Origin of the sequence: Alistipes sp. CHKCI003, assembly GCF_900021155.1 — a bacterium.
In the GTDB taxonomy this organism is placed as follows: Bacteria; Bacteroidota; Bacteroidia; order Bacteroidales; family Rikenellaceae; genus Alistipes; species Alistipes excrementavium.
Map to the genome: position 1 here is coordinate 57,906 of NZ_FCNT01000018.1, position 13,509 is coordinate 71,414.

General features: G+C 63.3%; 9 protein-coding genes and 1 tRNA gene. 2 read left to right on the forward strand and 8 right to left on the reverse strand.

The genetic code is table 11. The annotated features are described in order from the left end of the window. Window positions 1-18: 18 nt before the first annotated feature. Window positions 19-1,164 carry an ABC transporter substrate-binding protein gene (locus BN3659_RS03075; RefSeq protein WP_091534547.1) on the forward strand — a complete coding sequence of 382 codons (1,146 nt, stop codon included), beginning with the start codon at window positions 19-21 and terminating at the stop codon, window positions 1,162-1,164. On the opposite strand, the gene BN3659_RS03080 is transcribed toward BN3659_RS03075, so the two are convergent. Together BN3659_RS03080 and BN3659_RS03085 are read right to left on the reverse strand one after the other, a co-directional pair. Further along, entirely contained in the window at window positions 1,146-1,628 is a 483-nt protein-coding gene (locus BN3659_RS03080; RefSeq protein ID WP_224757850.1) for an Arm DNA-binding domain-containing protein, read from the reverse strand. The two genes, BN3659_RS03075 and BN3659_RS03080, sit on opposite strands and share 19 nt — an antisense overlap. A 180-nt stretch (window positions 1,629-1,808) precedes the next feature. Then, a tRNA-Gly gene (locus tag BN3659_RS03085) sits at window positions 1,809-1,881 on the reverse strand. 108 nt (window positions 1,882-1,989) lie between these two features. Here BN3659_RS03085 and BN3659_RS03090 point away from each other — a divergent pair. Beyond that, the gene (locus BN3659_RS03090) at window positions 1,990-2,385 is read left to right on the forward strand and encodes a DUF2721 domain-containing protein (RefSeq protein WP_091534491.1); all 396 of its coding nucleotides are present in this window, start codon (window positions 1,990-1,992) and stop codon (window positions 2,383-2,385) included. 274 nt (window positions 2,386-2,659) lie between these two features. Here BN3659_RS03090 and BN3659_RS03095 read toward each other — a convergent pair whose 3' ends face one another. From BN3659_RS03095 to BN3659_RS03120, 6 genes are all read right to left on the reverse strand, one after another. Beyond that, window positions 2,660-4,924, reverse strand: coding sequence for an inorganic phosphate transporter (locus BN3659_RS03095; protein ID WP_091534492.1), 2,265 nt, complete (start codon window positions 4,922-4,924; stop codon window positions 2,660-2,662). Window positions 4,925-5,492: 568 nt separating this feature from the next. Then, window positions 5,493-6,308, reverse strand: coding sequence for a DUF4249 family protein (locus BN3659_RS13050; RefSeq protein WP_171847686.1), 816 nt, complete (start codon window positions 6,306-6,308; stop codon window positions 5,493-5,495). Continuing rightward, window positions 6,302-8,302 carry a TonB-dependent receptor plug domain-containing protein gene (locus BN3659_RS03105; protein ID WP_091534494.1) on the reverse strand — a complete coding sequence of 667 codons (2,001 nt, stop codon included), beginning with the start codon at window positions 8,300-8,302 and terminating at the stop codon, window positions 6,302-6,304. Before BN3659_RS03105 ends, BN3659_RS13050 begins: the two co-directional genes overlap by 7 nt. A gap of 81 nt (window positions 8,303-8,383) precedes the next feature. Beyond that, window positions 8,384-10,702: a hypothetical protein gene (locus BN3659_RS03110; protein ID WP_141682472.1), complete on the reverse strand. Its 2,319-nt coding sequence runs from the start codon at window positions 10,700-10,702 to the stop codon at window positions 8,384-8,386. A gap of 52 nt (window positions 10,703-10,754) precedes the next feature. After that, window positions 10,755-11,396, reverse strand: coding sequence for a response regulator (locus BN3659_RS03115; RefSeq protein WP_091534498.1), 642 nt, complete (start codon window positions 11,394-11,396; stop codon window positions 10,755-10,757). A 121-nt stretch (window positions 11,397-11,517) separates the two neighbouring features. Next, on the reverse strand, window positions 11,518-13,479 hold the full coding sequence (locus BN3659_RS03120) for an ATP-binding protein (protein WP_091534500.1): 1,962 nt from the start codon (window positions 13,477-13,479) through the stop codon (window positions 11,518-11,520). Between the last annotated feature and the right edge of the window lie 30 nt (window positions 13,480-13,509).

A 13,509-nucleotide genomic window follows, 5' to 3' on the forward strand; every position in this document is an offset into this window, starting at 1 on the left:
AACCGACGACAAATGAATATGAAACGATTGCATTTCCTCTTTTTTTCAGCCGCGGCCCTGCTGCTCGCAGCCTGCGGAAGCCGGAACGCGGCGTCGCTCGACGATTTCACGGCTGCGGTCTATGCGCCGTCCCATGCCTCGGGCTTCGAGATCGTCGGGGCCGAGGGGCAGCGGAGTACGATTCTCAGGGTCTTCGATCCGTGGCAGGGAGCCGAGCGGACCGAAACGATGCTCTTCATCGCCCGCGACGGAGAGCGGGCCCCCGAGGGATTCGAAGGCCAAACGGTCGCAGCCGGGGCGCGCCGCATCGTCTGCATGTCTTCGACCCATGTGGCGATGCTCGACGCACTGGGCGAGGCCGACCGCGTGGTGGGCGTCTCGGGCCGGGACTATATATCGAATGAGTATGTCTCCTCCCACCCCGACGCCGTGGCCGACATCGGCTTCGACGGCAACATCGACTACGAACGGCTGCTCGCACAGCGTCCCGATCTGGTGCTGCTGTTCGGCGTGAACGGCGCCAGCGGCATGGAACCCAAACTGCGCGAAATGGGCATCCCGTTCTGCTACATCGGGGAGTATCTGGAGGAGTCGCCGCTCGGCAAGGCCGAGTGGCTGGTGGCCGTGGCGGAGATCGCCGGCATCCGCGAGCGGGGCGAAGCCGTATTCGCACCGATTCCGGATCGCTATGAAGCGCTGAAGAAGAAGGTCGCGGCGGTCGGAGCCGAACCGAAGGTAATGATCAACGCCCCCTACGGCGACTCGTGGTTCATGGCCTCGACCGAAAGCTACGTCGCACGCCTCATCGCCGATGCGGGCGGGGATTACATTTACAAAACGAACACGTCGAACCGTTCGCTTCCGATCGACCTCGAAGAGGCCTACGTGCTGGCTTCCAAGGCCGACGTATGGGTCAATGCGGGCAGCTTCCGGACGCTCGCCGAGTTCCGCTCCCGGCTGCCGAAATTCGCCGGCGTTCCCTGCGTCCGCCGGGGCGAGGTCTACAACTGCGACAAGCGGACGAATGCCGCCGGAGGCAACGACTACTGGGAGTCGGGCGTGGTGCGCCCCGATGTCGTATTGCACGACCTGATCGCCGTATTCCACCCCGAAGCGCTCGATGCCGCCGACCGGGAGATGTACTACTATCGGAAGCTCGAATAGGGCCGGCGGGCATATCGGGCGGCGCGAACCGGCTTCGTCCGCTTCGGGCGGTTCGTGCGATCGAAGAGCGGGCGAAGGAAGAATGGCTGTCCGACGAGGCTTGGACAGCCCTTTCTCGTTCGCACCGTCTGTGCAATCGTGCGGCGGAAATATTCGGCTATCGTGCAATAGACCCTTCGTCCGTCGGTTTCCGGCACCTTGTCCAGCGTTACGGGAACCTCCAATGCTTCGAGCCGTTTGATGTGTTTGTCGTATTTCTCGATTTGCTCGAAAATCCGCAGCTGAACGGCGGGATTTTGGGTTTTCGGTGTTTGGGTGTCGAAATCCCAATCGTCGGCGGGGATATTGATTCCCGTGCTTACATGGCGGCTGCGGCGATTGACGGTAAAACGCAGGTAGATGCTCGTGGTGCGGTTTTGATTGATGCGGTCTTTTCTGCGAATGGCATTGATGCTGACAATCATAATGTTGCGTTATTATGCAGACAAGCGCGAGCGGTGTTGTACCGCCGTAAAACACGGTTAAACAAATGGTAAAACAATCTTCGGAAAACGGCGCGAAAAAGGCATTACGGGGAGTGTTATTTCGCATCCGCAAAAAGAAAAAACGAGCGACAATCCATTGACTATCACTCGCTTGCCGAGAGCGGAAAACGGGACTCGGACCCGCGACCTCAACCTTGGCAAGGTTGCGCTCTACCAACTGAGCTATTTCCGCGATTTCCGCGGCCTGATCGGAGAGACCGCTCCGGGACTGCAAATATAGGTCGAAAATTTCATTCTGCAAAATTTTTTTTATTTTTGTTTCTGAAAATCTGTGTTTCCTATGGAAGAATTCACGCTGACCACTCCGGCGCTGCTTTTTTCGGCCGTCTCGCTCATTCTGCTCGCCTATACGAACCGTTTTCTGGCCTATGCCCAACTCGTGCGCACGCTCCGCGAGCGTTACCGCGAAAACCCGTCGCGCGTAACACGTGCGCAGATCGACAACCTGCGCCGGCGTCTGCATCTCACGCGGACGATGCAGATACTCGGCGTTACGAGCTTGTTTCTCTGCGTGGTAACGATGTTTATGATCTACATCGGATTATCGGCTGTTTCGGCCTATGTTTTCGGCGTCGCGCTGGTATGCTTGATCGGGTCGCTCGGAGTCTCGATACGCGAAATTCAGATTTCGGTGCGGGCGCTGGATCTCCATCTGCACGATATGGAGGAGCGTTGAACGGCGGCGGCCGAAGATGCAGTGACCGAGTACCACTGCATCTTCCCTTCCCTTAACCTGCTCGCAGTGCCGAATCTTCGGCTGAACACTTTTCACGCAGGCAAAGATGCCCCGAACGGATCGCATCCGTATGTCGATGCGGTGCCGGTCGTGTGAAAAGCGGAAACGAGGCGCTCCGCAGAGGTTCCTTCTGATGATTTCACCCCTGCCGGAACGAATTCTGACAGGGGTGATTTTCGGTTTCCGAGGCTTGGCGGACCGCCTCGCGGCTGCCTCAGGCCGCCGGATGTTGTTCCGCGGCGGATTCGGCGGCGCTGTCTTTGTGTGCGAGGAAGTAGTGCTGCGATTTGAGCAGGTTGCGCGCCTGAAGGATCATCGTCTTGGTCTCGTTGAGGATCGTGAGGTAGAGCAGGCCGGCTTTGGTGCTGGAGGCCGGATCCCGCTGGATGCGGACGAGCTGGCTCTTGGTGGCTTCCACGAGCGTGTCGAACAGCGCGTCGCGCATTTCGAGCACCAGATCCATGTCGGAGAAATCCTTGGTGCGCAGCATCTCGTTGATCTTGTCGAAGATGGCCTCCACCTCGTCGTTCACGCGCATGAGGTCTACGATCTGTTCCTTAGAGAGCCCCGCGTGGTTGTTGTCGATGTGCGCGAAGGCCGGGCGGGTGATGTGTATGAGCGCCTTGGTCGCTTCGGAGAGGTAGTCGGCCACCTGTACGTAGAAGTGTCCGGTGTCGATGTCGTTCTTCTGCAGGCGGCGGAGCGTCGGCATGATGCCGTATTTCCGGCGGCGGGCCTCTTCGAACAGCGCGTCGGAAGCGGCGACCATCTCTTTGAGCACTTTGCGGTTCTCCTTGAAGACGGCCACCAGCGTGCGGTTGTAGATCTTCGTAACCTGCTCCATCGTCGTGCAGACCTCCTCGACGCAGCCGTAGAGCACGTCGTCGGTCGTCTCGGAGGCGGTGATGACGGGTTTGGTGGCGGAGACGGTCTTTTCGACGGCGGGACTCTTGCGGTGGCTGCGGATCAGCATCCATGCGCAGAGTGCCGTCAGTGCGATCGCGGCGATCCAGCCGCCCCACAGCAGGAGGGCCGTAACGGCCAGTGCGATGAGGAAACCGCCGAGCGCCGTAACGAACCAGCCCGAAATGACGGCCATGACGCCCGTGATGCGGTATACGGCGCTTTCGCGGCCCCACGAACGGTCGGCCAGCGACGAACCCATGGCCACCATGAAGACGACGTAGGTGGTCGAGAGCGGCAGTTTGTAGGAGGTGGCGATCGAGATGAGGATGGCCGAGGCCGTGAGGTTCACCACGGCGCGGATCATGTCGTAGGGGGCCGACGAGCGCTCTTCGGGGGGCAGCTGTTCGAACCGCCGGTCGATGGCGGCCTGTATGCGCGCGGGGACGATTCCGCTCCAGAGGTTGTTGAGTACGAGCGTCGAGCGTACCAGACCGCGCGAGAGAAAGGTCGAGCCGAAGCGTTCGTCGCCTTCGTGCTGCGAAGCGAGCGAGAGTTCGGTCTCGGTTACATGGCGCGATTTCTTGGAGAGGAAGAGCGTGAGGATCATCACGATGCCGGCGCCGAGCAGCAGCAGGAAGTTGGCCTGCGCGGGGTGCATGAGCTGCCCCATGAGGATCGACTCGCTGCCGGCCTCCTGTGCGATGCGGTAGGAGTCGTAGCCGGCCAGCGGCACGCCGATGAAGTTCACCAGATCGTTGCCGGCGAAGGCGAGGGCGAGGGCGAAGGTGCCGGCGAGGATGGTGATGCGGATGATGTTGAGGCGCAGCAGTTGGAATACCCGCAGCAGGAGCGAGCAGACGATCCACAGGCCGAAGAGCGTGAGGAAAACGTGCTCCTTGACGTAGGCGAGGATCCCGTCGGGGATCAGTCCCGAGTTGTTGAGCCCCTTGAAGAGGGCGAAGTAGAGGATGCCGGCGAACGAAATGCCGCACCACAGAGCGCCGTAGCGGCGGAAAACGGGAGCGTAGCGGAACGAAAAGATGAGACGCGAAACGTACATGAACAGCGTGCCGGCCGCGAAGGCGAGCGCCACGGAGAGCAGGATGGCCGAGATGATGACCATCGCCTTGCCCGAGTTGATGAACTGCGACAGATCGGCGAGGTGGACCGACGGATCGACGGCGATGCGGTGGAGGGCCGCTGCGACGGCGGCGCCCAGCAGCCCGAAGACCATCGACACGGTGGTCGAGGTGGGCAGGCCGAGCGTGTTGAAGATGTCGAGCAGGATCACGTTGCCGAGCATCATGCCCAGAAAGAGCATCATGATCTCGCCGTAGGAGAATTGCGCGGGGTAGAAGACGCCGCTGCGCGCCACCTCCATCATGCCCGAGGAGGTGAGGGTGCCGACCAGAATGCCCGCGGCGGCGACCGAGAGGATCACTTTGCGGGGCGCGACCTTCGAGCCGAGGGCCGAATTGAGGAAGTTGACCGCGTCGTTGGCCACGCCGACGACGATGCCCATCACGGCGAGCAGGCCGAGTACGACGACCGAAAAGGTGAAGATTGGACTCATACGCTCTTTATAGTGGTAGTGTTTGGTTGCCGCAAAGGAACGAAACGGATGTTACAAAGAGGTTACGGGACGGTTACGGCTGTGCGAAGGTTGCCCGTGTGCGGGAGGGGCGGGGCATCGTCCGTGCCCCTCGGGCGGCGGCCCGCCGGCGGCGCAGTCCGGTTCCGGCAGGGCGTGCCGAACGACGGTCGGCACGCCCTCTCCCTGCCGCCCTCCTCTTTCGGCGAAACCTGCGGTTCCGGGAGGGGCGGCGGTTTCCCGTACTTGGCCGGCGATCGCCCGGTTCGGCTGCGGCTCTCTTGCGTCGTCTTGGGGCGGTGTGATTCGGCGCGGCGGCTCGTGAGGTTCCGGCCGCGGCCGGAGTGTGCGGCCGGACGGGTGTTGCGGAGTGCGTCATCCGGCTGCGTCCGGGGTGTGCGGGGCTGCGGCCGATTGCGCGGGCTGCGACCCATCGGCCGACCCGGAGAGCGGTGCGGCCGGACCGGGTGAGGATCGTCGGTTTCGCAGCTGGCGTCCGTGCTGCGGGCAGCGGCGGGCGGACCCGCAGCGAACCCCGTCTGCCGGCCGCTCACTCGGTCCGCAGACGCAGCACGCGGCGGTCGCAGGTGTAGCTGGTGAAGATGCCCAGCGCGCCGCGGATGTTGCCGTGCAGCGGCGTGGGCGGGATCAGCGGATCGCGGTTGGCGGCCTGCGCCTCCTTGACCGAGAGCTGGTAGAGATAGCCTTCGCGCGTCAGGCGCTTGAGCTCCACGGCCACGCTGTCGAGCGGGGCGCCCAGCCGTGCTTCGGAGGGGATGTCGTAGTGCTGGCTGACCGGCCCGGATTCGGTGTATTCGCGGAACAGCCGGTCGTCCGACAACACGCGGCCGCCGTCGCCCCAGCCCGTTACGGAGAGGATGAAGCAGCGTTCGGGCGAGCGGCCCTCCGCCTCGTTCGCCTCGGGACGGTATGCGGCCGTGAGCCGTCCCGCCTCGATGCGCACGTCGTCCAGCTCGGCTTGGGGTGGGATGGCCGTCGAGGCGGCGATGAGGGTGCCGTCGGGGGCCGTCATCCGCAGCCGCACGCTGTCGGCGGCCGCAGGGTCGAAGCGGCGCGACGAGGCGTAGTTGTAGATGTAGCTTCCGTCGTGGTAGAGGCTGTGCAGGAGCCGGAACTCTTCTCCGGCGGTGATCCACGTCTCGAATTCGAGCGAATAGTCGAGATACTGGTCTTGGTCGATGGGGGCGATGCGCGTGGCCGTGAGGCAGAACAGTTCGTCCGGCACGCAGTAGCACTCGACGAAGTAGCCCGCGTCGGCTCCCATGTGGCGCAGATCGAGGTCGTAGCCTTTGTGGCAGCCCGCAGCGAGGAGGGCCGCCCACAGAATCGTCAGTCGTTTCACCATGTCAGCGAGAGGGATAGATAGGGTATGACGGGCAGCAGCACCCGGGCCCGCGGAACAAACCGCGTGTAGTAGGTGTCGCGCGATTCGGCGCGGAACTGCACGTAGGAGGCGTTCGCCCGGTTGTAGGCGTTGTAGACGCCCGCGTGGACCGTCAGCGCGAGCCGCTGCCACGGACGGGTGTAGGCCACGTCGACGTCGAGCCGGTGCGTGGCGGGCATCCGGAAGTTGTAGCGTTCGCGGTAGACCGGCACGAATACGGGGTCGTTCTGCGGATTGTGGATGTCGTGCGCCACGGCCACGCCGACGGGGAAGGTCGTGTAGGTGCCCGACTGATAGCTCCACATGAAGGCGAGGGTCCAGCGTTCGGCCGGTTTCCACGAGAGGTTGGCCTTCACGTTGTGGCGGATGTCGAACGGCGGCCGGAAGCGCCTGCCTTCGTTGACGGCGTCGAACCGGCGCCACGAATCGGAGAGGGTGTAGTTGGCGCGGAAGTACCACGGACCGCGGTCGTACATGAGGTCGAACTCCACGCCCCGCGCTTCGCCCGAACCGTCGATCAGCAGCCCCGTCAGTTCCGTCTCGGCCGAGAGCATCCGCGAGCCGAAGTCTTTGGCGTGGTACATCTTGCGATAGAAAAGCGCAGCATAGAGATACCATGCCCGTCCGGCCTCGACGTCGGCGCCGACGGAGATCTGGTCGCACTCGGCCGGGGGCAGGCCCGCTTCGAGCGGCCGCAGGATGTCGAGCGGACTGCGGCTGTTCATCACGGAGAGTACGGCCGTGTACTGCGCCGTGCGGGCATAGTCGGCCCAGATATTCCAGCGCCCGGGCGAATAGCGGAGCCTCAGGCGCGGCGCGCAGCGCGTGTAGCGGCCGTCGCCGTCGTAATGCTGGAGGTTGAGGCCGCCTTCCGCATGCAGTTCGCCGGCGATGCGGCCCCGGGCGGAGAGCCAGCCGCTCCACAGACCGTATTCGGCGTCCTCTCTTCGGCCGTTGAAGCGGGTGCGGAACGCCGCGTATTCGAACTCCGCGCCTGCGGAGAGCTCCCACGATCCGGTGCCGATCCGGTGGCCGTATTCGGCGCCCGCCGTGGCGAAGCGCTCGGCGTTGTCGTAGTCGGTCGTTACCTGCTGCTCCGAATCGCCTTCGCTGTGCCGTCCCCGAAAGGCGGCCCGCAGGCTCAGGCGGCTTTCGCCGGTGCGGCGGCTGAAGCGCACGTTGCCCGATGCGGTCTGCCACCGGAGCGGGAAGGCGCCGCGGTCGATGCGGAGGCGGTCGGCGGAGTAGAGCCCGAAGGCGTCGAAGCTCCAGTGCGGGCCCAGCGGCACGCGCAGGGCGGCCGTAACGTCGCCGAACGAGTAGTCCGGAATGTCGCTCTCTTCGTCTATTCGGTTGTAGAGCCGCGTGAGCAGCTGCAGATAGGAGAGCCGTGCGGAGACGGCCAGAACCGTCCCGCCGCGTCCGGAAACGCGCAGCCGCAGAGCCGACGAGAGCAGTCCGAGGTCCGCCTCGCCGCGGCAGAGCGAATCGCGTTCGAGCGTCGGCTGCAAATCGACATAGGCCGCCAGCGACCCGTTGTAGCGGGCCGGGAAGCCGCTTTTGTAGAGCACCGAGCGACCCAGTACGAACGGGTCGAAGGTCGAGAGGATGCCCGTGAGGTGTTCGGGGCTCACCACGGGCGAGCCGTTGACGAAGCAGGTGTTCTCGTCGCTCGCGCCGCCGCGCACGTAGAGGCCCGCATCGAGCGCCGAGGTGGTCGCCACGCCGGGCAGCGTGGCGAGGTACTTCATCACGTCCTTCTCGCCCAGCAGCGTGGGGATGCGTTCGAGCGCGCTGCGCGTGGCGATGCCGGCCGCGGCGGAGCGGCGTCCGGCGATCTGCACCTCGGCCGCTTCGTGCGTGGCGTATATGACACTGTCGGCCTGCTGCGCCTGCGTCTGTGCTTGTGTCCGCGCGAGCGGCAGGGCGAGAGCCAGCATCAGGAGGTATCTCATAGGTCGGGGTCGAATACGGGGAATGGAACATCCGGCATTCGGACCGGACGTTCCATTCGCTTCAAAAGGGTTTGTCAGGGTCTATTTCTTTTTCGTGTAGGTGAATTTGTAGAGCGTGGCGACGCTGCCGTTGACCGGAAGGGTGTATCCCGAATCGCTGTCCGTGCTCTCCTGCCAATAGCCGTTCTGGTCGTAGTACCCATCCTCGCTTTCGCCCGTCCGGAAATCGCCGATGCTGAGGATACCCTTCATCGTGGTCGGATAGCCGCCTTCGTTGAAATCGGAGAACGAGGTCATCAGACAGCTTCCGTGGCCGGCCCAAGCCACCTCGTTCAGTGCGTTGGTCGGGTTGGCGGCCTCCATCAGCGGGCTGAAAGCCGTGAAGGTGTGGTTCATGAAGTTCTTGAGCGCATAGTCGTAACCGAATTTCGCCAGCGTGGTGTTGTCCGGAGCGTATGCGATCTTGGAAACCAGACACCCCAGCGTCTTGTCGTACTCGGTGTAGCGGTAGGCGAGGCCGAGTTCGCAGAAGATGTCGTCGTACTGCTCGTCCTTCTTCCCGAGTTTCGAAGCGCTCACCTGAAGTTCGGTGGGGTTCTTCTTGCTGTCGTACACGAAGCGGGCCACTCCCTGCGCCTGTTCGTAGGGTACGTCTATCGTCTCGATCTTGCCGTCGGCGTTGTAATTGAATTGCAGCAGATCGGTCTTCTCGCCGTCTTCGAATACCTGAAGCTTGTCCATGCGGCCGTTTTTCATCGTGATGAAGCACAGGTCGTAATTCTCGCCGTCGCCGTCGGTGCCGTTCATCTGGTAGTCGTCGCCCGAGTAGACGTATTTCACCGACACGCTGCCCATCGCGTCGCCCTGCGCATAGGTGGTCATGCGGCGGATGAGGAATTTGTAGCTGCCGTTGCCGCCCGTGGCGTCGTAGGTCTCCGAAGCCTCGGTCAGCGCATAGTCGTTCACGCGGTTGCCCGAGATTTCGTCGACGGCAGCGCCGGCCGTGTAGGGTTTGGCCGGATAGCTGTAAGAGTAGCCGGGAACCTCGATGCCTTCGATCCATTCCTCGTACATGTCGATTGTGAAATCGACGTAATGGGTCTCTCCCGCTTCGTCCTGATAGGCATCGCTGCGAACCGTCATCTGCGCCAGATCGTAGGCGGACATGCCGCGGGTGTCGGGGCTTACTGCATCGCCGTCATCCCCGTAGTCGGTATCGTCCTTGTCGAACGAGTCGGGGGCGACAGAGGTGTGCACCTTGTAGTCCGATCCCGATTTCACGACGCGGTAACGGGCCGTCTGTTCCGCTCGTGCGAGCGAAACGAACTGGTAGTAGGGGGCGCTTCCGTTGTCGAACACCTTGTAGAGGGTGTTGCCCCGTACGAACCATGCCTCGCCGTAGGTGTTTCCGACCATCTTCTCGATGAAGAGTTCTTTCCGGTCGCCGGCCTCGTATTCGTGGTTGGCGAACTCGTGGCTGCCTCCGATTTGGTCGTAAATATCGTCGTTGGGGAAGAGCTTGTCGAAGATCTGCGTCGCGGACAGGGTTTGAGCCTCGTTGTAGAGCCATCCCGGGATGCCGTAGCCCGACGAGGGGTTGTAGATTGCGGTCGGTTCGATGTCCGTAACTTGATTCTGCTTGGCATAGTAGGTCGCCGTGCGCGTGGCGATCTTGCCGTCGGCGTTGTAGGTGAACTTCACGTCGGCCGATTTTACGGGGGCGTTGAGCAGCGTCTCGTAGTAGGCGATGCTCGTCATGCGGTTCTGGTCGTCGTAGGTCAGCTGCGCGAAGGGCAGGTCGCCGTTGAGGATGCTCGCCAGCAGGTAGGCGCCGTTGAGATCTTCGAGCCGGTTGCCGATCAGTTCCTCGCCGTCGGTGCTCAGCGCGTATTCGTATTTGGTGCCGTCGGTGAGCGTGATCGTCAGGATGCCCGTTTCGGGATCGTACGAGGTCGACTGGATGCCCGTACCGGTATCGCCCTTGTCTCCCTTGTCGCCTTTGTCGCCCTGATCTCCTTTGTCGCCTTTCGCACTGACGCCGGTATCCTCGCCGCCGACCCACCAGTTGCCGTTCGAACCGACGGTCGGAATCTGAGCCTCGGCCGAGACGCCGAGATCCTCGCCGTTGACCCACCAGTTGCCGTTCTCGCCGATCGTGGGGACGATGTTGTCGGGCGTGTCGGTCGTCAGCACGGTGCCGTCGCCGAAGGTGAGGGTCATCTGTCCGTCGGCGAAGGCGACGTTCGTAATTTTGGCGTTGTTTTCAAGCTGCGCCTTGAGCGCGGCGATCTGCTCTTCGAGCTCGGCGATGCGGGCGTTGTCCTTTTCCGTATCGTCCGTACACGAACCTGCGCCTGCCGCGAGCAGACACAAGCCCAACATGAAGAATAGTTTTTTCATCTTTGCTGTTATTTATTGGAATTGTTCTTGCGGTTACAATCGTTCTTGCGGTCTATTTGATCGACACCAGTCCCAGACGGATGGCCTGCACGACCAGCTCCGCCACGTTGTGTACGTCGAGCTTTGCGAGCAGGTTGCGTCGGTGGGTCTCGATGGTGTTGTCCGACAGGCAGAGCAGGTCCGCGATTTCGTTGGTGTTGTAACCCTTGACGATGGCTTGCAGCACTTCCGTTTCGCGGCGGCTGAGCAGCGATCCCCCTTCGCCCTCGTGTTCGGCGCGGCGGCAGAGCTTCAGCAGCCGGTTGTCGAGGTAGCGCTCGCCCTCGATGACGCAGGCCAGCGCGCGGCGCAGCTCCTCCACGCCCGAGGATTTCGAGACCACGGCATGAGCGCCGCTCTCGCTGAGCCGGCGGATGGTCCACAGCTCTTCGTGCATCGTGTAGACGATGATGCGCGTGGCGGGCGAGACGGCCCGTATGCGCTCGATGAGTTCGAATCCCGAGCAGCCGGGCAGTTCGATGTCGGAGATACACAGATCGAACGGACGGCTTTCGATCTGCCGGATGGCATCGTCCCCCGAGAGGGAAGCGACGATGGTGCCGACACGGGGTATCAGTTCGACGATCCGTTTCATTCCCTGCAACACAATTTCGTGATCGTCTACCAATAGTACACTCAGCGACGGTTGGTTCATTCGGGTATCTTGGTTTTGAAGGCAAAGGTAGTCCGATCCCGTTAAACTTTTTTCACGGATTTCCGTGAAAATCCCCCCCCCGGAAAACAGGAGCGTTATTTTGTGGATTTATCCTTGGGTATCAATGCGGTATGCGGACTTCGACCGTGGTGCCCGACGTGTCGGAGACGATCCGGAGCGTTCCGCCGATGCTGCGGACGCGGTCGGCGACGGTGCGGGTGCCGATGCCGCGGCCGCCGTGCGCCGGGTCCATCCCGTGTCCGTCGTCGCGGACGGTGAGGAGGTATTCGCGGCCCGTGTCCGAGAGGGCGATGTCGATGCGATGCGCCGCGGCGTGTTTGACGGCGTTGCCCACCGTCTCCTGCACGATGCGGTAGAGCTCGTAGCCCACCTCGTCGGGCAGCGACGACCAGTCGGTCGCTGCGTCCGAGGCGTACTCCACCGTGGTGCCGTGCGTCTGGCCGAGGCGCGCGGCGAATTCGGCCAGTATCTCGTCCACCGAGGCGTGCTGGAAGCGGGGCGGCATCAGCGTGTGCGACATGGTGCGCACCTCCTCGCGCATGCGGCGCAGCAGGGCCAGCGTGCGGATGCGGTTCGGGTCGTCGGGCAGCAGCTCGCCCAGATGGAGTTCCATCCCGAACAGATCGTTGCAGATGCCGTCGTGCAGCTCTTTGGCCATGCGTGCGCGTTCGTTTTCGAGACCGCCGATGTAGTTGCGGGCCAGTTGCAGGTCGACCTGCTTGCGGAAGTCGTCGTACTCCCGCTTTTGGCGTCGGCGCTCCTCTTCGAGTCGCCGGGCGCGGTGCTGCGTGCGCCGGTAGCGCAGATAGACGACCAGCAGCACGAGCCCCAGTGCGAGCGAGCAGCCGGTGAACCAGATCGTCTTGCGCATCATCCCGTTCTTTTGGGCGAGCGCCTGACCTTCGAGCCGTGCGATCTCCAGCTCTTTCTCCTGCGTGCGGTATTTGACGGTGAGGTCCGAGAGCTGCTGCTGGATGCCGTGGGCCGTGAGCGAGTCCTGTATGCGGCAGGATTCGCTCAGCGCCTCGAAAGCCTCCTCGTACTGTCCGAGACCGGCCCGGTCGCCGGCGATGGCGCGCAGCAGCGTGGGCGTCGGCGTGTGGGCGTTCTCCCGTTGCAGGGCCAGCAGCCGGCGGCGGATGGCGAGGCTCTCGGCATGACGTCCGTACCGGCTCAGCAGATTGCCCTGTAATTCGAGGAAGCCCAATGCCTCGACGCTCCGCTCGGAGACTTGCGGGAGCAGCTTCTCGCCGACGGCGAGGTAGCGGGCGACCGAGTCGCGCCGGCCCTGCCGGTCGAAGCCCGACACGAGCGGGGCGAGACACTTCAGGGCGAGTTTCGGAGTGCCCAGCTTCTGCGCTCGGCGGAAGCTCCGGCGCAGAACGCCGATGCCTTCGTCGAGGCGGTCCAGATGGATCAGCGCGGAGGCTTCGACGCTGCGGTTGTAGAGCTCCTGTTCGAAGTCTCCGCAGCGGACGGCTGCGGCGGTGCCTCGCCGGGCGTATTCGACCGTTTCGCCGTAGCGCCCCAGAGCGCTGTACAGGACGGCGATGTTGCCGTAGAGATTGGCCGCCGACGCATCGTCGCGGCTGCGTTCGGCGCAGATCAGCCCTTTCCGGTAGTACTCCAGCGCTTCGTCCGTGCGGTCCTGCCTGCGCAGGGCGACGCCGAGTGCGCTGTACACTGCGATGAGCCCTTCGTCGAAGGCGAGCCGTTCGCCCGCGGCGGCCGCTTCGCGGAAGAGCCGTTCGGCCTTCCGCACGTCGCCGTCGTTCAGGGCCGTTACGCCCAGATCGTTCAGCAGGCGCAGGGCCGTGATGCCGCGTTCGCCGCCGTTGGCCGCCAGACCTTTTTCGGCATAGAAGCGCGAGGAGTCGTTCGAGCGATAGCACCAGTATTCCGCCAGATCGGCGCAGGCATTCGCCAGCGAGTCGTCCGGCGTCCGGCGGTGCAGGGCGATCCGCTGCCGCAGGCGGTCGCGGAGCGAGTCCAGTTCGGCGTCGGGCGCCGCGGCTCGTGCGGTCGAGGCGAAGAGCAGAAAGGCGAGAAGGATTCGTTTCATACGGGTCGTTTTGAGCGGTCGGTCTGCAAA

Coding starts and splice junctions, on each gene's coding strand:
- BN3659_RS03090 (WP_091534491.1), top strand. CDS start 1,990: ATGGAAGAATTCACGCTGACCACTCCGGCGCTGCTTTTTTCGGCCGTC.
- BN3659_RS03095 (WP_091534492.1), bottom strand. CDS start 4,924: ATGAGTCCAATCTTCACCTTTTCGGTCGTCGTACTCGGCCTGCTCGCC.
- BN3659_RS13050 (WP_171847686.1), bottom strand. CDS start 6,308: ATGGTGAAACGACTGACGATTCTGTGGGCGGCCCTCCTCGCTGCGGGC.
- BN3659_RS03075 (WP_091534547.1), top strand. CDS start 19: ATGAAACGATTGCATTTCCTCTTTTTTTCAGCCGCGGCCCTGCTGCTC.
- BN3659_RS03110 (WP_141682472.1), bottom strand. CDS start 10,702: ATGAAAAAACTATTCTTCATGTTGGGCTTGTGTCTGCTCGCGGCAGGC.
- BN3659_RS03120 (WP_091534500.1), bottom strand. CDS start 13,479: ATGAAACGAATCCTTCTCGCCTTTCTGCTCTTCGCCTCGACCGCACGA.
- BN3659_RS03115 (WP_091534498.1), bottom strand. CDS start 11,396: ATGAACCAACCGTCGCTGAGTGTACTATTGGTAGACGATCACGAAATT.
- BN3659_RS03105 (WP_091534494.1), bottom strand. CDS start 8,302: ATGAGATACCTCCTGATGCTGGCTCTCGCCCTGCCGCTCGCGCGGACA.
- BN3659_RS03080 (WP_224757850.1), bottom strand. CDS start 1,628: ATGATTGTCAGCATCAATGCCATTCGCAGAAAAGACCGCATCAATCAA.